At 69.9% G+C, this 16,688-nt stretch carries 17 protein-coding genes; 4 read left to right on the top strand and 13 right to left on the bottom strand.

Features of this window, described 5'->3' with window-relative positions; genetic code table 11:
- Window positions 1-22: 22 nt before the first annotated feature.
- Window positions 23-595: a cob(I)yrinic acid a,c-diamide adenosyltransferase gene (locus AY578_RS22795; RefSeq protein ID WP_019524076.1), complete on the top strand. Its 573-nt coding sequence runs from the start codon at window positions 23-25 to the stop codon at window positions 593-595.
- A gap of 18 nt (window positions 596-613) precedes the next feature.
- On the opposite strand, the gene AY578_RS22790 is transcribed toward AY578_RS22795, so the two are convergent.
- Window positions 614-1,201, bottom strand: coding sequence for a hypothetical protein (locus AY578_RS22790; protein WP_161107314.1), 588 nt, complete (start codon window positions 1,199-1,201; stop codon window positions 614-616).
- A 153-nt stretch (window positions 1,202-1,354) separates the two neighbouring features.
- Here AY578_RS22790 and AY578_RS22785 point away from each other — a divergent pair, with 153 nt between their 5' ends.
- From AY578_RS22785 to AY578_RS22775, 3 genes are all read left to right on the top strand, one after another.
- On the top strand, window positions 1,355-2,545 hold the full coding sequence (locus AY578_RS22785; protein WP_020700084.1) for a sensor histidine kinase: 1,191 nt from the start codon (window positions 1,355-1,357) through the stop codon (window positions 2,543-2,545).
- The gene (locus AY578_RS22780) at window positions 2,545-3,183 is read left to right on the top strand and encodes a response regulator (RefSeq protein WP_019524079.1); all 639 of its coding nucleotides are present in this window, start codon (window positions 2,545-2,547) and stop codon (window positions 3,181-3,183) included. Before AY578_RS22785 ends, AY578_RS22780 begins: the two co-directional genes overlap by 1 nt.
- 140 nt (window positions 3,184-3,323) lie before the next feature.
- Window positions 3,324-5,150 (top strand): glycoside hydrolase family 18 chitinase, encoded by a 1,827-nt coding sequence (locus AY578_RS22775; protein WP_028961088.1) that lies wholly within the window; start codon window positions 3,324-3,326, stop codon window positions 5,148-5,150.
- A gap of 75 nt (window positions 5,151-5,225) precedes the next feature.
- On the opposite strand, the gene AY578_RS22770 is transcribed toward AY578_RS22775, so the two are convergent.
- From AY578_RS22770 to AY578_RS22715, 12 genes are all read right to left on the bottom strand, one after another.
- Window positions 5,226-5,672, bottom strand: a complete 447-nt coding sequence (locus AY578_RS22770) for a DUF2550 domain-containing protein (RefSeq protein ID WP_136238864.1) — start codon at window positions 5,670-5,672, stop codon at window positions 5,226-5,228.
- Window positions 5,673-5,801: 129 nt separating this feature from the next.
- Window positions 5,802-6,179: a F0F1 ATP synthase subunit epsilon gene (locus AY578_RS22765; protein WP_019524082.1), complete on the bottom strand. Its 378-nt coding sequence runs from the start codon at window positions 6,177-6,179 to the stop codon at window positions 5,802-5,804.
- A 131-nt stretch (window positions 6,180-6,310) separates the two neighbouring features.
- Window positions 6,311-7,747, bottom strand: coding sequence for a F0F1 ATP synthase subunit beta (gene atpD / locus AY578_RS22760; RefSeq protein ID WP_019524083.1), 1,437 nt, complete (start codon window positions 7,745-7,747; stop codon window positions 6,311-6,313).
- A complete protein-coding gene (locus AY578_RS22755) occupies window positions 7,747-8,664 on the bottom strand; it encodes a F0F1 ATP synthase subunit gamma (protein WP_019524084.1) in 918 nt (305 codons plus the stop codon). Before AY578_RS22755 ends, atpD begins: the two co-directional genes overlap by 1 nt.
- A 21-nt stretch (window positions 8,665-8,685) precedes the next feature.
- A complete protein-coding gene (atpA, locus tag AY578_RS22750) occupies window positions 8,686-10,275 on the bottom strand; it encodes a F0F1 ATP synthase subunit alpha (RefSeq protein WP_019524085.1) in 1,590 nt (529 codons plus the stop codon).
- A 134-nt stretch (window positions 10,276-10,409) separates the two neighbouring features.
- Window positions 10,410-11,225: a F0F1 ATP synthase subunit delta gene (locus tag AY578_RS22745; RefSeq protein WP_136238863.1), complete on the bottom strand. Its 816-nt coding sequence runs from the start codon at window positions 11,223-11,225 to the stop codon at window positions 10,410-10,412.
- Window positions 11,222-11,770 carry a F0F1 ATP synthase subunit B gene (locus AY578_RS22740; RefSeq protein ID WP_019524087.1) on the bottom strand — a complete coding sequence of 183 codons (549 nt, stop codon included), beginning with the start codon at window positions 11,768-11,770 and terminating at the stop codon, window positions 11,222-11,224. Before AY578_RS22740 ends, AY578_RS22745 begins: the two co-directional genes overlap by 4 nt.
- 43 nt (window positions 11,771-11,813) lie before the next feature.
- A complete protein-coding gene (locus tag AY578_RS22735) occupies window positions 11,814-12,053 on the bottom strand; it encodes an ATP synthase subunit C-like protein (protein ID WP_005311859.1) in 240 nt (79 codons plus the stop codon).
- Window positions 12,054-12,124: 71 nt separating this feature from the next.
- Window positions 12,125-12,946, bottom strand: a complete 822-nt coding sequence (atpB, locus tag AY578_RS22730; RefSeq protein WP_026243712.1) for a F0F1 ATP synthase subunit A — start codon at window positions 12,944-12,946, stop codon at window positions 12,125-12,127.
- A 225-nt stretch (window positions 12,947-13,171) separates the two neighbouring features.
- Window positions 13,172-13,609 (bottom strand): Cg1360 family ATP-synthase-associated protein, encoded by a 438-nt coding sequence (locus AY578_RS22725; protein ID WP_019524089.1) that lies wholly within the window; start codon window positions 13,607-13,609, stop codon window positions 13,172-13,174.
- Window positions 13,610-13,920: 311 nt separating this feature from the next.
- Window positions 13,921-15,276 (bottom strand): MraY family glycosyltransferase, encoded by a 1,356-nt coding sequence (locus tag AY578_RS22720; protein ID WP_019524090.1) that lies wholly within the window; start codon window positions 15,274-15,276, stop codon window positions 13,921-13,923.
- Between the two features lie 126 nt (window positions 15,277-15,402).
- The gene (locus AY578_RS22715; protein WP_136238862.1) at window positions 15,403-16,641 is read right to left on the bottom strand and encodes a serine hydroxymethyltransferase; all 1,239 of its coding nucleotides are present in this window, start codon (window positions 16,639-16,641) and stop codon (window positions 15,403-15,405) included.
- Window positions 16,642-16,688: the final 47 nt, after the last annotated feature.

Raw genomic sequence — 16,688 nt, 5'->3', positions numbered from 1 at the left:
GGCGCGTCACTAGGCTGACCTCATGGTCAACCTGACACGCATCTACACGCGGACCGGCGACAAGGGCACCACCCACCTCGGGGACATGAGCCGGGTCGCCAAGACCGATCTGCGGATCTCCGCCTACGCGGACGCCAACGAGGCGAACGCGGTGATCGGCACCGCGCTCGCCCTGGGCGATCTGCCGGACGAGGTGGTCGCGGTCCTCACCCGCGTGCAGAACGACCTGTTCGACGTGGGCGCCGACCTGTCGACGCCGGTGGTGGAGGACCCGAAGTACCCGCCGCTGCGGGTCGAGCAGTTCTACGTCGACCGGCTGGAGGAGGACTGCGACCGCTTCAACGAGCAGCTGGAGAAGCTCCGCTCGTTCATCCTGCCGGGCGGCACGCCGGGCGCGGCCCTGCTGCACCAGGCGTGCACGGTGGTGCGCCGGGCGGAGCGCTCGACGTGGGCGGCCCTGGAGGCGCACGGCGAGACGATGAACCCGCTCACCGCGACCTACCTGAACCGTCTGTCGGACCTGCTGTTCATCCTGGCCCGCATCGCCAACAAGGAGACGGGCGACGTCCTGTGGGTGCCGGGCGGCGAGCGCTGAGCCCGGTCTGGGCCGCGCTCACCGGACCGCCTTCTCCCGGTCCGTCCCCGCGTCCTGCGCGGTGCCGGCGCCGCGCAGGGGCGTCTTCTTGGGCCACAGCCAGTAGGTGAGGGTGATCAGGCCGTGGATGCCGGCCGCCCGCCAGGCGGTGGCGCGCCAGGACTCCAGGGAGGTGACGCGGCCCGGGTCGCCGACGTACCAGATGGCGAGCTGGAGCAGCGCGGTCGCCACGGCGGCGGCGACGACCGTGCCCAGCCACACCTTGGTCTCGTGCCGGGCGCGGGCCAGGCCGTGGCGGGGCGGCCGGACCAGGGGGCGGCCGTCGAGGCGGTGCGCCGCGTGGCCGTCGAGCCATGTCACGGTGCGGTGGCCGTGGCCCACGGTGTAGCCGATGTAGAGCGCGGCGAGACCGTGGGTCCAGTCCGGCTCGGCGCCGTTCTTCAGGTCCCAGGCGGTGACGACGAGCAGCACGACCTCCAGCACCGGCTCGCACAGCAGCAGCGCCAGGCCCGTGCGCGGCATGCGCAGCAGGTAGCGGAAGGCCAGCCCGGCCGCCAGCAGCACCCAGAACCCGATCTCGCAGGCGATGATCAAGGCGACGATCACGGTTCGCTCCTCTCGGTCTCCCCTCCAGGCTTCCGTGCGCCTCGGCCCGCCGCGTCGTCGCGGCCGACGAATCCGCGGTACATCGAAAGATGCAGTCCGGGACCGGTCTCGGGGATCAGGCGCGGGCCCCGGACACCGTGTTGGATGGGATCCATGACCGTACGACCCCTCTGCCCGCCCCGCTTCGACGTGGCCGTCGCCCTCGCCGGACTGCTGGGCGGGCTGCTGCTGTGGGCGTTCGGGCTGGGCGTGCGGCCGGGCGACGACCCGATGGTGCTCTTCCACGGCCGGTGGGCGCTGCTGGTGCCGCTCGGTGTGACGGCGTGCTGCGAGCTGCTGCGCCGCACCGCCCCGCGCACCGCGCTCGCCGTCGGCACGCTGGCGCTGGCCGCGGACACCGTGACGCAGGGCAGCATCGCGACGATCGTGATGTACACCGACCTGATGTACGCCGCCGTGGTCTACGGCTCCCCCGCGACCGCCCGCCGGCTGCCGTGGATCACCGGGGTGCTGACGCTGGCCGGGATGCTGGTGCCGTACGCCGTGCTCCGGGTGCCCGAGGCGCTGCTGATCGGTCTGGTGGTCGGCGCGGTGACCTTCGCGCCCGCGTCGACCGGGCTGATCGTGCGCAACCACCGGGACGCCGCCGACGCCGCCCGTCTCCAGGCCGAACAGACCGCGCTGCTGGCGGAGATGGACCGGGTCCAGGCGGTCACCGCGGAACGCTCGCGCATGGCGCGGGAGTTGCACGACCTGGTCGCCAACCACCTCTCCGCGATCGCCATCCACTCCACTGCCGCGCTCTCCCTGGACGACCCGGCGACCTCGAAGGACGCGCTCACGGTGATCCGGGAGAACAGCGTCCAAGGTCTGTCCGAAATGCGACGGCTCATCGGCATCCTGCGTGACGGCGCCGACGACCGGGAGCCCGCCGCGACGCCCACCCTCGACGGTCTCGGCGCCCTGATCGACACCGCCCGCGCCAACGGCCTGGACGTCGCCCTGGACGCGGAGCACGGCGCCGTGCCCGCGCCGGTGGAGCTGGCCGCGTACAGGATCGTGCAGGAGTCGCTGACCAACGCGCTGAAGCACGCCGCCCCCGGCCGGGTGGACGTGCGGCTGCGCCGCTCGCCCGAGGGCCTGGAGATCCGGGTCACCAGCCCTTACGGCGACCGTGCCGGCCCGCGCGCGCCGGGGTCCGGGGCCGGTCTGGTGGGCATGCGGGAGCGGGCCGCCCTGCTGGACGGCTCCTTCGAGGCCGGGCCTGAGGACGGGCCCGAGGGCAAGCGGTGGGTGGTGCGTGCCGCCCTGCCGGTCACCGACGTCGAGCAAGGAGAAGCCTGATGATCCGGGTCCTGGTCGCCGAGGACCAGTCCGCCGTCCGCGCGGGGCTGGTGCTGATCCTGCGCAGCGCGCCGGACGTCGAGGTGGTGGGCGAGGCGGCCGACGGCGAGCAGGCGGTGGCGCTCGCCCGCGAACTGCGCCCGGACGTGGTGCTGATGGACGTCCAGATGCCGCGCCTGGACGGGGTGTCGGCGACCCGGCAGGTGGTCGGGGAGAACCTCGCGGACGTGCTGGTGCTGACCACCTTCGACCTGGACGAGTACGTCTTCGGGGCGCTGCGGGCGGGGGCGGCCGGGTTTCTGCTGAAGAACACCGAGGCGAAGGACCTGATCGCGGCGGTGCGCACGGTGGCGGGCGGCGAGGGCATCGTCGCCCCGGCGGTGACGCGGCGTCTGATCGCGGAGTTCGCCGCGAGGCCCGCCCGTCCGGCGGCGGACCCGTCGGTGCTCGACACGCTCACCCGGCGGGAGCGGGAGGTGCTGTCGTGCCTCGGGGAGGGGCTGTCGAACGCCGCCATCGCGGAGCGCCTGGACATGGCCGAGGCGACGGTGAAGACGCACGTCAGCCGGCTGCTGGGGAAGCTGGAGCTGCGCAGCCGGGTCCAAGCGGCGGTGCTGGCCCAGGAGTTGGGGATCTGAGGCCGCGTGAAGGTTTAGAACGCAAAGACTCGCGCACAGTGGTCCAGACCTATTGACCCGTGGTCCAGACCTTTCTATTCTCGCCGCACCGTGGGCACGAAGGCTCAGTCGTGCCCCCATCCCCCAGAAGGAGGCGCGGCATGCGCTTCAGACACAGAGTCGCGGCCGGAATCGCGACCCTCGTGCTCCCCTTCGCCGGCCTCGTCGGCCTCGCGAACCCCGCCCAGGCGGCGACGTCGGCGACCGCGACCTACGTCAAGACCCAGGACTGGGGCACCGGCTTCGAGGGCAAGTGGACCGTCAAGAACACCGGCACCACCAGCCTCAGCTCCTGGACCGTCGAGTGGGACTTCCCCTCCGGCACCTCGGTCACCTCCGCCTGGGACGCCGACGTCACCTCCTCCGGCACCCACTGGACCGCCAAGAACAAGTCCTGGAACGGCACCCTCGCCCCCGGCGCGTCCGTCAGCTTCGGCTTCAACGGCGCCGGCCCCGGCTCCCCCGCCAACTGCAAGCTCAACGGCGGCAGCTGCGACGGCGGCTCCACCAACCCCGGTGACAACCCGCCCAGCGCCCCCGGCACCCCGTCCGCCTCGGACATCACCAACACCTCGGTGAAGCTGTCCTGGAGCGCGGCCACCGACGACAAGGGCGTCAAGAACTACGACGTGCTGCGCGACGGCGCCAAGGTCGCCACCGTGACCGCCACCTCGTACACGGACACCGGTCTCACCGCCGGCACCGACTACTCGTACACCGTCCAGGCCCGCGACACCGCCGACCAGCTCGGCCCGGTCAGCGGCGCCCGCGCGGTGCGCACCACCGGCGGAGGCTCCACCGAGCCGCCCACGGGCGACAAGGTCAAGCTCGGCTACTTCACCGAGTGGGGCGTCTACGGCCGCAACTACCACGTCAAGAACCTGGTGACCTCGGGCACCGCCTCGAAGATCACCCACATCAACTACGCCTTCGGCAACGTGAAGAACGGCCAGTGCACGGTCGACGACACCTACGCCGCCTACGACAAGGCGTACACCGCCGACCAGTCCGTCAGCGGACAGGCCGACACCTGGGACCAGCCGCTGCGCGGCAACTTCAACCAGCTGCGCCAGCTGAAGGCCAAGTACCCGCACATCAAGGTGCTGTACTCCTTCGGCGGCTGGACCTACTCCGGCGGCTTCGGCCAGGCCGCACAGAACGCCGCCGCGTTCGCCCGCTCCTGCAAGCAGGTCGTGGAGGACCCGCGCTGGGCCGACGTCTTCGACGGCATCGACATCGACTGGGAGTACCCGAACGCCTGCGGTCTCACCTGTGACAGCAGCGGGCCGGCGGCCTTCCGCACCCTGACGCAGGCGCTGCGCGCCGAGTTCGGGTCCAACTACCTGATCACCGCGGCCATCACGGCGGACGGCTCCAACGGCGGCAAGATCGACGCGGCCGACTACGGCGGCGCCGCCCAGTACCTGGACTGGTACAACGTGATGACGTACGACTACTTCGGCGCCTTCAACGCGCAGGGTCCGACGGCCCCGCACTCGCCGCTGACGTCGTACCCGGGCATCCCGCAGGCCGGCTTCAACTCGGCCGACGCCATCGCCAAGCTGAAGTCCAAGGGCGTCCCGTCCAAGAAGCTGCTGCTCGGCATCGGCTTCTACGGCCGCGGCTGGACCGGCGTGACCCAGTCCGCGCCCGGCGGCACCGCGACCGGCGCCGCGCCCGGCACGTACGAGGCGGGCATCGAGGACTACAAGATCCTCAAGAACAGCTGCCCGGCCACCGGCACCGTCGGCGGCACCGCGTACGCCTACTGCGGCACCAACTGGTGGTCCTACGACACCCCCGCCACCATCGCCTCCAAGATGGCGTGGGCCAAGTCCCAGGGCCTGGGCGGCGCCTTCTACTGGGAGTTCAGCGGCGACACCGCCAACGGTGAGCTGGCCACCGCCGTGGACGCCGGACTGAGGTAACCCGCACCTGGTACGAGCGATCGCCCCTCCTCCCAGCCCGGGAGGAGGGGCGATGTGCTTCAGCAGATCGGACGATCAGGCGACGTTCACCCGCTGGCCGGGAGGCGCCGCCTCCAGCCAGGCGAGGAAACCGGTCAGCGCGTCCTCGCTCATCGCGAGCTCCAGCCGCGTGCCCCGGTGGACACAGGCGAGGATCACCGCGTCGGACAGCAGCGCCAGCTCCTCCTCGCCCTCCGGGACGCGGCGGCCGGCCACCTCGATCGCGGAACGCTCCAGGACACGGCGCGGACGCGGGGCGTAGGAGAACACCCGGAACCACTCGACCCGGTCGCCGTTGTAGCGCGCCACCCCGTAGGCCCAGCCCTTGCCGCCGGAGTCGCCCTTCTCGGGCGCGTCCCAGCGCAGACTGCAGTCGAAGGTGCCGCCCGACCGCTGGATGAGCCGACGCCGCAGGCCGAAGACGAAGAGCCCCACCACCACGAGGGCCACGACGATTCCGCACACAGTCAGAGCGAGGACCATCGGCACCGACCTCCTCGTCTCCTAGGTAACGGAACGGAAAAATCATCCAGATCTGCCTCAGCCGCGACCGGCTCCGGATCGCTCCGGTGCCGGCCGCGGCTGAGTGACGTCATCTCACCGTCGCCGGGATCAGCGCCCCGCCGTCGCCGCCCGCAGACGGACGTCCGCGGCGCGCTGGGCCTCGGCGTCGTCGTCCGCCTTCGCGCGGGCGAGCTCCTGCTCCACGCGCTGGACGTCGATCTCGTCCGACAGCTCGGCGACCTCGGCCAGCAGGGACAGCTTGTTGTCCGCGAACGAGATGAATCCGCCGTGCACCGCGGCGACGACCGTCCCGCCCTCGGGCGTGCGGATGGTCACCGGGCCCGACTCCAGCACACCGAGCAGCGGCTGGTGACCGGGCATGACGCCGATGTCGCCGGACGTGGTGCGCGCGACGACCAGGGTGGCCTCGCCGGACCAGACCTCTCGGTCGGCCGCGACCAGCGCGACGTGCAGCTCAGCAGCCAAGGTGGCTCCTCGGGTCACCACCCGGCGGTAGTGCCGGGTGTTGGTTACAAGTCTAGTGGGCGTGGCAGAGGGGGCGGGACGTGCCCGCCCCCTCAAGGGTGAGCCGTTCGGCTCACGTCAGAGCGCGGGGGTCAGGAGACGCCCAGCTCCTTCGCGTTCTTCTTCAGGTCCTCGATGCCACCGCACATGAAGAACGCCTGCTCCGGGAAGTGGTCGTACTCGCCGTCGCAGATCGCGTTGAAGGCCGCGATCGACTCGTCCAGCGGGACGTCCGACCCGTCGACGCCGGTGAACTGCTTGGCGACGTGGGTGTTCTGGGACAGGAAGCGCTCCACGCGACGGGCACGGTGGACGACGAGCTTGTCCTCCTCGCCGAGCTCGTCGATACCGAGGATCGCGATGATGTCCTGCAGGTCCTTGTACTTCTGCAGGATGTTCTTCACGCGCATGGCCGCGTCGTAGTGGTCCTGCGCGATGTAGCGCGGGTCCAGGATCCGGGACGTCGAGTCCAGCGGGTCCACGGCCGGGTAGATGCCCTTCTCCGAGATCGGACGGGACAGCACCGTCGTCGCGTCGAGGTGGGCGAAGGTGGTGGCCGGGGCCGGGTCGGTCAGGTCGTCCGCGGGGACGTAGATCGCCTGCATCGAGGTGATCGAGTGACCACGGGTCGAGGTGATGCGCTCCTGGAGGAGACCCATCTCGTCGGCCAGGTTCGGCTGGTAGCCCACCGCGGAGGGCATACGGCCGAGCAGGGTCGACACCTCGGAACCGGCCTGGGTGAAGCGGAAGATGTTGTCGATGAAGAACAGCACGTCCTGCTTCTGCACATCGCGGAAGTACTCCGCCATGGTCAGACCGGCCAGGGCCACGCGCAGACGGGTGCCCGGGGGCTCGTCCATCTGGCCGAAGACGAGCGCCGTCTTGTCGATGACGCCCGACTCGCTCATCTCGTCGATGAGGTCGTTGCCCTCACGGGTGCGCTCACCGACACCGGCGAACACCGACACACCGTCGTGGTTGTTGGCGACGCGGTAGATCATCTCCTGGATGAGCACCGTCTTGCCGACGCCGGCGCCGCCGAACAGACCGATCTTGCCGCCCTTGACGTACGGGGTCAGCAGGTCGATGACCTTGACGCCGGTCTCGAACATCTCGGTCTTCGACTCGAGCTCGTCGAAGTTCGGCGCCTTGCGGTGGATCGGCCAGCGCTCGCCCGTGTACTCCGCGTCGACGTTCAGCACCTCACCGAGGGTGTTGAACACCTTGCCGGTGGTGAAGTCGCCGACCGGCACGGAGATGGAGGCGCCCGTGTCGGTCACCGGGGCCTGGCGGACCAGACCGTCGGTGGGCTGCATGGAGATGGTGCGGACCAGGCCGTCACCGAGGTGCTGCGCGACCTCGAGGGTCAGCGTCTTGAGCTCACCCTCCTTGGCCGGGTCGGCGACCTGGACGTGCAGGGCGTTGTAGATCTCCGGCATGGCGTCGACGGGGAACTCCACGTCGACGACCGGGCCGATGACCCGGGCGACGCGGCCCGTAGCCGTCGCGGTCTCAACAGTGGTGGTCATTAGTTGTCACTCCCCGCGGTCGCGTCGGCCAGGGCACTGGCGCCACCGACGATCTCGCTGATTTCCTGGGTGATTTCGGCCTGGCGGGCCGCGTTGGCAAGACGGGAGAGCGTGTTGATCAGCTCGCCCGCGTTGTCGGTGGCCGACTTCATCGCGCGCCGCGTGGCGGCGTGCTTCGAAGCGGCCGACTGGAGCAGCGCGTTGTAGATCCGGCTCTCCACGTACCGCGGCAGCAGCGCGTCGAGGACGTCCTCCGCCGAGGGCTCGAAGTCGTACAGCGGCAGGATCTCGCCCTTGGCCGCGGTCTCCTCGGCCGCCTCGTCGAGGCGCAGCGGCAGCAGCCGGGAGCCGACCGCCGTCTGCGTCATCATCGAGACGAACTCGGTGTAGACGATGTGGAGTTCGTCCACGCCGCCGTCCGCCGTCTCCGTCTGGATCGCCTCGATCAGCGGCGCCGCGACCTTCTTGGCGTCCGCGTACGAGGGCTCGTCGGTGAAGCCGGTGAACGCTTCCGCGATCTTGCGCTCACGGAAGTTGTAGTGGGCCACACCGCGCCGGCCGACGATGTACGTGTCGACCTGCTTGCCCTCGCGCTCGAGGCGCTCGGTCAGCTGCTCCGCCGCCTTGATGGCGTTGGCGTTGAAGGCGCCGGCCAGGCCGCGGTCGCTCGTGAGGAGCAGGACCGCGGCACGGGTCGGGTTGTCCGCCTCCGTGGTGAGCGGGTGCTTGGTGTTCGACCCGGTTCCGACCGCCGTGACCGCGCGGGTGAGTTCCTGCGCGTACGGCGTGGAGGCCGCCACCTTGCGCTGCGCCTTGACGACGCGCGAGGCGGCGATCATCTCCATCGCCTTGGTGATCTTCTTGGTCGCGGTGACGGATCGGATGCGACGCTTGTAGACCCGGAGCTGAGCTCCCATGAGTCAGGTCCCTTCCTTACGTCACTTGGCGGCGGACGGGGCGTCCTCGCCGAGCAGCTTGCCGTCGCTCGTCTCGAACTGCTTCTTGAACTCGGCGATCGCGTCGGCCACGGCCTGCAGGGTGTCGTCCGACATCTTGCCGCCCTCGCGGATGGAGGTCATGAGGCCCTGCTCCTTGCGGTGCAGGTACTCCAGGAGCTCCTTCTCGAAGCGGCGGATGTCCCCGACCGGCACGTCGTCCATCTTGCCGGTGGTGCCGGCCCAGACGGAGACGACCTGGTCCTCGGTCGACATCGGCTGGTACTGGTCCTGCTTCAGCAGCTCGACCATGCGCTGACCGCGCTCCAGCTGCGCCTTGGAGGCCGCGTCCAGGTCGGAACCGAAGGCGGCGAACGCCTCGAGCTCACGGAACTGGGCGAGGTCCACGCGCAGACGGCCGGAGACCTGCTTCATCGCCTTGTGCTGGGCGGAACCGCCGACTCGGGAGACGGAGATACCGACGTTCAGCGCGGGGCGCTGACCGGCGTTGAAGAGGTCCGACTCCAGGAAGCACTGGCCGTCGGTGATGGAGATGACGTTGGTCGGGATGAACGCCGAGACGTCGTTGGCCTTCGTCTCGACGATCGGCAGACCGGTCATCGAGCCGGCGCCCATGTCGTCGGAGAGCTTCGCGCAGCGCTCCAGCAGACGGGAGTGCAGGTAGAAGACGTCACCCGGGTAGGCCTCGCGGCCCGGCGGGCGGCGCAGCAGCAGCGACACGGCGCGGTAGGCGTCGGCCTGCTTCGACAGGTCGTCGAAGATGATCAGGACGTGCTTGCCCTGGTACATCCAGTGCTGGCCGATGGCCGAGCCGGTGTACGGCGCCAGGTACTTGAAGCCGGCCGGGTCGGACGCCGGGGCGGCGACGATGGTCGTGTACTCCAGCGCGCCGTTCTCCTCCAGCGCGCGGCGGACCGACGCGATGGTGGAGCCCTTCTGGCCGATGGCGACGTAGATGCAGCGGACCTGCTTCTTCGGGTCGCCGGAGCGCCAGTTGTCACGCTGGTTGATGATCGTGTCGACGGCCAGCGCGGTCTTGCCGGTCTGGCGGTCGCCGATGATCAGCTGACGCTGACCACGGCCGATCGGGGTCATGGCGTCGACGGCCTTGTAACCCGTCTCCATCGGCTCGTGCACCGACTTGCGCTGCATGACCGTGGGGGCCTGCAGTTCGAGGGCGCGGCGGCCCTCGGTCTCGATCTCGCCGAGGCCGTCGATCGGGTTGCCGAGCGGGTCGACCACACGGCCGAGGTAGCCCTCGCCTACGGCGACGGACAGGACCTCGCCGGTGCGGGTGACCGGCTGGCCCTCCTCGATGCCGCTGAACTCACCGAGGACGATGGCACCGATCTCGCGCTCCTCGAGGTTGAGGGCGAGGCCGAGGGTGCCGTCCTCGAACTTCAGCAGCTCGTTGGCCATGGCCGAGGGCAGGCCCTCGACCTTCGCGATGCCGTCGCCGGCCAGGGTGACCGTACCGACCTCCTCGCGCGAGGCCGCGTCCGGCTTGTACGACTGGACGAAGTTCTCCAGCGCGTCCCGGATCTCCTCCGGCCGGATCGTGAGCTCCGCCATCTGAGTTCCCTGCTCTCCTTGTTGGGCCCGAAGTTTCACTTGGGGGGGATGGGGACTCCCCCCTACAGGAGGTGAATCCTCTGCACGGCCCAACCAGGGCCGTAAGTACGTACTGCCTATGAAGAATGTGGTGCTCAGCCCGCCAGGCGGCGGCCCGCGTCCTCGAGCCGGTCCGCCAGGGAGCCGTTGATGACCTCGTCACCGACCTGCACCCGGATCCCGCCGACGACCGCGGGGTCGACGTCGAGGTTGAGGTGCATCCGGCGGCCGTAGAGCTTCGCCAGGGCGTCGCCCAGGCGCTGCTTCTGCTGGTCGCTGAGCGGCACCGCGGAGGTGACGACGGCCACCATGCGGTCCCGGCGCTCGGCGGCGAGCTTGGACAGGGACTCGAGTCCCGACTCCAGGCTACGTCCACGCGGCGCGGTCACCAGGCGCGTCACCAGACGCACCGTGGCCTCGTTCGCGCGCCCGCCGAGCAGGCTGCTCAGCAGCTCGCGCTTGGCGGAGGCGGTGGCGGACCGGTTGGTGAGGGCCGCGCGCAGCTGGGTGTCGGAGGCGACGATCCGGCCGAACCGGAACAGCTCGTCCTCGACGCTGTCGAGCGCGCCCGCCTTCTGGGCGGCGGTGAGGTCGGCAATGTTCGCCAGCTCCTCGAGCGCGTCCACCAGGTCGCGCGACTGCGACCAGCGGGAGCGCACCAGGCCGGCCACCAGGTCGACGGCGGTGCCGCTGACCTGCGAGCCGAGCAGGCGCCGTGCCAGTTCGGCCTTGGCCTCACCGGCCTGCGCCGGGTCGGTGAGGACCCGACGCAGCGACACCTCGCGGTCGAGCAGCGCGGTGACGGCGGCCAGTTCGTCGGCGAGCGCGGCCGCGTCCACGGACGTGGAGTCCGTCAGCGCGTCGAGACGCTCACGTGCGGCTGCCAGGGCCTCGCGGCTCGCTCCGTTCATCGTGCGGCCTCTGCCTTCTGGTCGAGCTCGTCGAGGAAGCGGTCGATGACGCGGCTCTGCCGGGCGTGGTCCTCGAGGGACTCGCCGACGAGCTTGCCGGCCAGTTCGGTGGCGAGCTTGCCGACGTCCTGGCGCAGCGCGGACGCGGCGGCCTTGCGGTCGGCCTCGATCTGCGCGTGACCGGCGGCGACGATCTCCTCGCGCTGGCGCTGGCCTTCCGCGCGCATCTCGGCGATGAGCGTGGCGCCCTGCTCCTGCGCCTCCTGGCGCAGTCGCGCGGCCTCGTGCCGGGCCTCGGCGAGCTGAGCCTTGTACTGCTCAAGAACGCTCTGGGCCTCGGTCTGCGCGGCCTCGGCCTTCTCGATACCGCCCTCGATGGCCTCGCGACGCTCTTCCAGAACCTTGTTGATGTTCGGGAGGAGCTTCCAGGCGAGGAAGCCGAAGACGATGACGAAGGCGAGCAGGCCGATGACAAGCTCAGGAATCGGCGGGACGAGGGGATTCTCGGTCTCCCCCTCGGCTGCCAGAATGAGCAGTTGGCTCATGTCGTTGCCTTTCGTCTGGGTTGCTGGTCGTCAGCCTGAGTGATCAGGAGCCGTAGACGAACGGCATAACCAGACCGATCAGGGCGAGCGCCTCACAGAAGGCGAAGCCGAGGATCTGGTTGGCGCGGATCAGGCCGGCAGCCTCGGGCTGGCGGGCGAGGGCCTGGGTGCCGTTACCGAAGATGATGCCGACGCCGACGCCGGGGCCGATGGCAGCAAGGCCGTAACCGATGGAGCCGAGGGCCTTGAGGTCACCGGTGACAGCGGCAAGGGTCTGGGACATGCCAGTTCTTCCTTTTCTTTACGGACCGGTGGGGGTTGGCCACCGGACGACCAGGTGTGGAGTGCGGACGCTCAGTGGTGCTCGGCGAGGGCGCCCTGGATGTAGGTGCAGGTCAGAAGGACGAAGACATACGCCTGCAGTGCCTGGATGAAGAGCTCGAAGGCCGTCATCACGATGGTCATGATGAACGAGACGCCGGCGTAGGCGATGCCGATGCCGTTCAGCAGGTACCAGCTGGCGATCGTGAACAGGAGCAGCAGGGTGTGACCCGCGAACATGTTCGCGAACAGCCGGACGGCGTGGGTGAAGGGCCGCACGATGAGGTTCGAGAAGAACTCGATCACCATCGCGAGCGGAAGTACCGCGCCGAGCGACTTGTCGTAGCCCGTGACGTTCTTGAAGAAGCCGACGAAGCCGTGCCTCTTGAACGTGAGCGAGACCCACAGGATGTAGACGATCAGAGCCAGCACCAGCGGGTACGAGATGATCGCCGTCACCGGGAACTGGGCGACCGGGATGATCGACCAGAGGTTCATCATCCAGACGAAGAAGAAGAGCGAGACGACCAGAGGAACGTACTTCTCGCCCTCCTTCTTGCCGAGCGTCTCGTAGACGACACCGCGCCGGATGAAGTCGTACCCGGCCTCGGCGACCATCTGCAGCTTGCCCGGCACAACCTGCGGCTTGCGGAACGCGGCCCAGAAGAAGCCGACGATGACGAGCGAGCCCAGCAGGGCAAGCAGCATCGTCTTGTTGAAGTACAGGTTGCTGTCCGCGTCGCCCCAGAGGGGCTCGAACAGGAACGAGTGCAGGCCGGGAGCCGGGAAGCCACAGCCGTCGAAGATGTGGCAGTCGGTCTCGAAGGCGAGCACCTGCGTCGGGTCAGCACTCACCGCGGGCTCCTTCAGCGTGGCGCATAGGTACGGCAACCTCGTTGTGTCGGCGCGGCGCGGAGCCGCGGTTCGGCACGGGACTGGTGTAACGGATGTGGGGGCGGCTGGGGGGCATCTCGCCTCGCGATTGAGCAGGCGTCAGCTGGGATGCCCGAGCCCGCGATGCCGCAGTTGGCACCGGACGATAGCAGGGTTGTGCATGCCTCTTTATCCCGGCCCTACCCGTCACGACGAGTGCCCCGATTTTTCGGACTTCGAGTCCGTCGTCGACTCGGGTTCGACGTAGAGAATCTTGGACTTCATGTGGGCCCGCGTCTGCGCGGCGATCCAGGCGAGGGTGCCGGCGACGAGCGTGATCGCGAAGGCCTTGGGGTGGAACAGCGTGGTGTTCTTGAACACGGCCAGGAAGACGAACAGCAGCAGGATCTGCGCCGCGTAGAGCATCAGTCCCATCGCCTGGAACAGGTGAGGGAGCGATTTGGCGGTGCGCTGCAGGACGTAGAGGCCGAGCCCCATGAAGAGGACGACCACGACCGTGGCGACGATCGCGCCGACCGCTCCCTTGCCGCCCACCGTCAGGCCACTGACGAGCGCGGCAACGGCTCCGACGGCTGCCGTGGGTACGGCGGCCTGGGCCAGGATCCGGACGTCGTTGGACGGCATGGCGGCAACTCCGCAATTCACAGGGGGCGTGGTGTCGTCATGGACGAGCGTAAACCCCCGGGCCGGGTGCGATTTCACCGCACCGGTGAGCCGTCGGAGGGCGGCTCTACGGCTCTTTCCGGGGACTCGTGAACGGTATCACAAACTATTTGATGCAGTCTTTACCTGAACGGTGTGCGTGGAGTCACACGTGAGGGCGAACCTGCGCGGCTGAGCGCGCACCGGACCCTTATGTCTGATATTGGGGCGGTTGCTGCACCCAAAACCGCCCCATCGATCCCCCACGAGTTGGCAATGCTCTAGTCGAATTCTTACCTTGACCGTGACCGGTCGGCCAGGCGTGCGCGGGGTCCCACGGCGCTCGCGCCGTTGACGCCGGAGACACCTGCCGCCACGGGCGTGCGGTCCCCGGGAGCGGCCTCCTGCGGTCCCTCATCGGCCTGTGCGCCGGCCTCTGCGGCGCTCCCGGCGGCTCCCGGGGCGTCGGCCTCGGACACCCGTCCGCGCCGGTAGCGCGGCGGCACGAAGTTCTCCGCCCAGCGCGGGGCACGCGGGGTGAAGCGCGGCAGCAGGAGCAGCACCAGACCGATCGTCGAGAGGATCACCACACTCAGCACGATCCACATCGACGCCGAGTTCACCGAGTACGCCAGCGCGCCGAAGGCGATCAGCGCCGACCAGAAGTACATGATCAGCACCGCCCTGCTGTGCGAGTGCCCGATCTCCAGCAGCCGGTGGTGCAGATGCCCCCGGTCCGCGGCGAACGGCGACTGGCCGCGCCAGGTGCGCCGCACGATCGCCAGGATCAGGTCGGCGGCCGGCACCGCGATGATGGTCAGCGGCAGCAGCAGCGGGATGTACACCGGCACCGTCTGGTGCACGGCCTCCTTCTCCGAACCGGCGAACAGCTTCAGCGCGTCCGGGTCGACCTGGCCCGTCACGGAGATCGCGCCGGCGGCCAGCACCAGCCCGATGAGCATCGAGCCGGAGTCGCCCATGAAGATCCGCGCGGGATGCATGTTGTGGGGCAGGAAGCCCAGGCACATGCCCATCAGGATCGCCGCGAACAGCGTCGCCGGGGCGGCCGCCTCGATGCCGTACGAGTACCAGATGCGGTAGGCGTACAGGAAGAACGCCGCCGCCGCGATGCAGACCATGCCGGCCGCGAGGCCGTCCAGGCCGTCGACGAAGTTGACCGCGTTGATCGTGATGACCACCAGGGCGACGGTGAGGAGCGTGCCCTGCCACTGGGTGAGCGCGACCGAGCCCACACCGGGGATCGGCAGCCACAGGATCGTCAGACCCTGCATGACCATCACGCCGGCGGCGATCATCTGCCCGCCCAGCTTGATCAGCGCGTCGATCTCGAACTTGTCGTCCAGGACGCCGATCAGCCAGATCAGCGCGGCCCCGGAGAGCAGCGCCCGTGGTTCGTTGGACTTCTCGAAGAGCGTGTTGAGGTTGGTCAGGTGGTCGGCGACCAGCAGACCCGCGCACAGGCCGAAGAACATCGCGATCCCGCCGAGCCGCGGAGTGGGCTCCCGGTGCACGTCACGTGCCCGGATCTCCGGCATCGCCCCCGCCACGATCGCGAACTTCCGCACCGGTCCCGTCAGGAGGTACGTCACCGCGGCCGTGATGCAGAGCGTCAGCAGGTATTCACGCACGGGCTTCCCCACAGATCTCGCTGGCCTTCACAGCCCCACACCCTAGCGAGGGGCGGATAAGAGTGGGGACTGCCGGGTGGTGACGATGGTTGCACGGACGGGCCCGCGAAGTGGCCGGGGACGGGCTCAGCGGGGGTACGGAGGGAAGGCCGCGACCAGCTCGCGGACGTCCCCCCGGGCCCGCGCGGGGTCCGTGCCGCCGCGCAGCACGCTCGCCAGCATCCCGGCGACCAGCGTCATCTCCCCCGTCCCCATGCCCTGCGTGGTGACGGCCGCCGTGCCCAGGCGCAGTCCGCGGGCGTCGTCGTGAGGCAGCGCACAGGAGTCCAGGACCATGCCCGCCGCCGCCAGCCGGCCGCGCGCGGTGCGCCCGTCGACGCCGAGCGGGGCCGGGTCGGCGGTGATCAGGTGGGTGTCGGTGCCCCCGGTGGTGACGGTCAGGCCCTCGGCGGCGAGCGCGGCCGCCAGCGCCCGCGCGTTGGTGACGACCTGGTGGGCGTACGCGGCGAAGGCCGGGGTGGCCGCCTCCCCGAAGGCGACGGCCTTGGCGGCGATGGTGTGCATCTGCGCCCCGCCCTGGGTGAAGGGGAACACCGCCCGGTCCAGCCGCTCGGCCAGCTCCGTGCCGCACAGCAGCATCCCGCCGCGGGGCCCCCGCAGCACCTTGTGCGTGGTCGCGCACACGATGTCCGCGTACGGCACCGGGCTGGGCGCCGCTCCCCCGGCGATCAGCCCCATGGGGTGCGCCGCGTCCGCGATCAGGTAGGCGCCCACCTCGTCGGCGACCTCGCGGAAGAAGGCGTAGTCGATGTGGCGCGGGTAGGAGATGGAGCCGCACACGATCGCCTTGGGGCGGTGGGTGCGGGCCAGGGCGCGGACCTGCTCGTGGTCGATCAGGCCGCTCTCCGCGTCCACCCCGTAGCCGACGAAGTCGAACCAGCGCCCCGAGAAGTTGACCGGGGAGCCGTGGGTGAGGTGGCCGCCGTACGGCAGGCCGAGGGCGAGGACGGTGTCGCCGGGGCGCAGCAGGACGGCGTAGGCGGCGAGCACGGCGGAGGAGCCGGAGTGCGCCTGCACGTTGGCGTGTTCGGCGCCGAACAGCGCCTTGGCGCGCTCCACGGCGAGCCGTTCGGCCACGTCGACGATCTCACAGCCGCCGTGGTGCCGGTTGCCCGGGTAGCCCTCGGCGTACTTGTTGGCCAGCGGTGAGCCCAGGGCGGCCAGCACCGCGGGCGACATGAAGTTCTCGGCGGCGATCAGCTGGAGCGTGGTCGCCTGCCGCTCGCGCTCCCCGAGCAGCACCTCGGCGAGCTCGGGGTCCTGACGGCGCAGGACATCGGCCTCGAGCGCAGGGGTGACCGTCATGGTGGACTCCCGGACGTCGGCACTGACGTAGGACCAATGTAGGCCCG

Origin of the sequence: Streptomyces thermocarboxydus (assembly GCF_024760485.1) — a bacterium.
GTDB classification, from domain to species: Bacteria; Actinomycetota; Actinomycetes; order Streptomycetales; family Streptomycetaceae; genus Streptomyces; species Streptomyces cellulosae.
Note: the sequence above shows the minus strand (reverse complement) of the source record. Positions and strands in the feature narration are given on the sequence as shown.

What these genes read in the sequence shown, in the direction of transcription:
- AY578_RS22795 (WP_019524076.1), top strand. Translation starts at nt 23, where the DNA reads ATGGTCAACCTGACACGCATCTACACGCGGACCGGCGACAAGGGCACC.
- AY578_RS22745 (WP_136238863.1), bottom strand. Translation starts at nt 11,225, where the DNA reads ATGAACGGAGCGAGCCGCGAGGCCCTGGCAGCCGCACGTGAGCGTCTC.
- AY578_RS22740 (WP_019524087.1), bottom strand. Translation starts at nt 11,770, where the DNA reads ATGAGCCAACTGCTCATTCTGGCAGCCGAGGGGGAGACCGAGAATCCC.
- AY578_RS22770 (WP_136238864.1), bottom strand. Translation starts at nt 5,672, where the DNA reads ATGGTCCTCGCTCTGACTGTGTGCGGAATCGTCGTGGCCCTCGTGGTG.
- atpD (WP_019524083.1), bottom strand. Translation starts at nt 7,747, where the DNA reads ATGACCACCACTGTTGAGACCGCGACGGCTACGGGCCGCGTCGCCCGG.
- AY578_RS22780 (WP_019524079.1), top strand. Translation starts at nt 2,545, where the DNA reads ATGATCCGGGTCCTGGTCGCCGAGGACCAGTCCGCCGTCCGCGCGGGG.
- AY578_RS22785 (WP_020700084.1), top strand. Translation starts at nt 1,355, where the DNA reads ATGACCGTACGACCCCTCTGCCCGCCCCGCTTCGACGTGGCCGTCGCC.
- AY578_RS22755 (WP_019524084.1), bottom strand. Translation starts at nt 8,664, where the DNA reads ATGGGAGCTCAGCTCCGGGTCTACAAGCGTCGCATCCGATCCGTCACC.
- AY578_RS22725 (WP_019524089.1), bottom strand. Translation starts at nt 13,609, where the DNA reads ATGCCGTCCAACGACGTCCGGATCCTGGCCCAGGCCGCCGTACCCACG.
- atpA (WP_019524085.1), bottom strand. Translation starts at nt 10,275, where the DNA reads ATGGCGGAGCTCACGATCCGGCCGGAGGAGATCCGGGACGCGCTGGAG.
- AY578_RS22775 (WP_028961088.1), top strand. Translation starts at nt 3,324, where the DNA reads ATGCGCTTCAGACACAGAGTCGCGGCCGGAATCGCGACCCTCGTGCTC.
- AY578_RS22735 (WP_005311859.1), bottom strand. Translation starts at nt 12,053, where the DNA reads ATGTCCCAGACCCTTGCCGCTGTCACCGGTGACCTCAAGGCCCTCGGC.
- AY578_RS22715 (WP_136238862.1), bottom strand. Translation starts at nt 16,641, where the DNA reads ATGACGGTCACCCCTGCGCTCGAGGCCGATGTCCTGCGCCGTCAGGAC.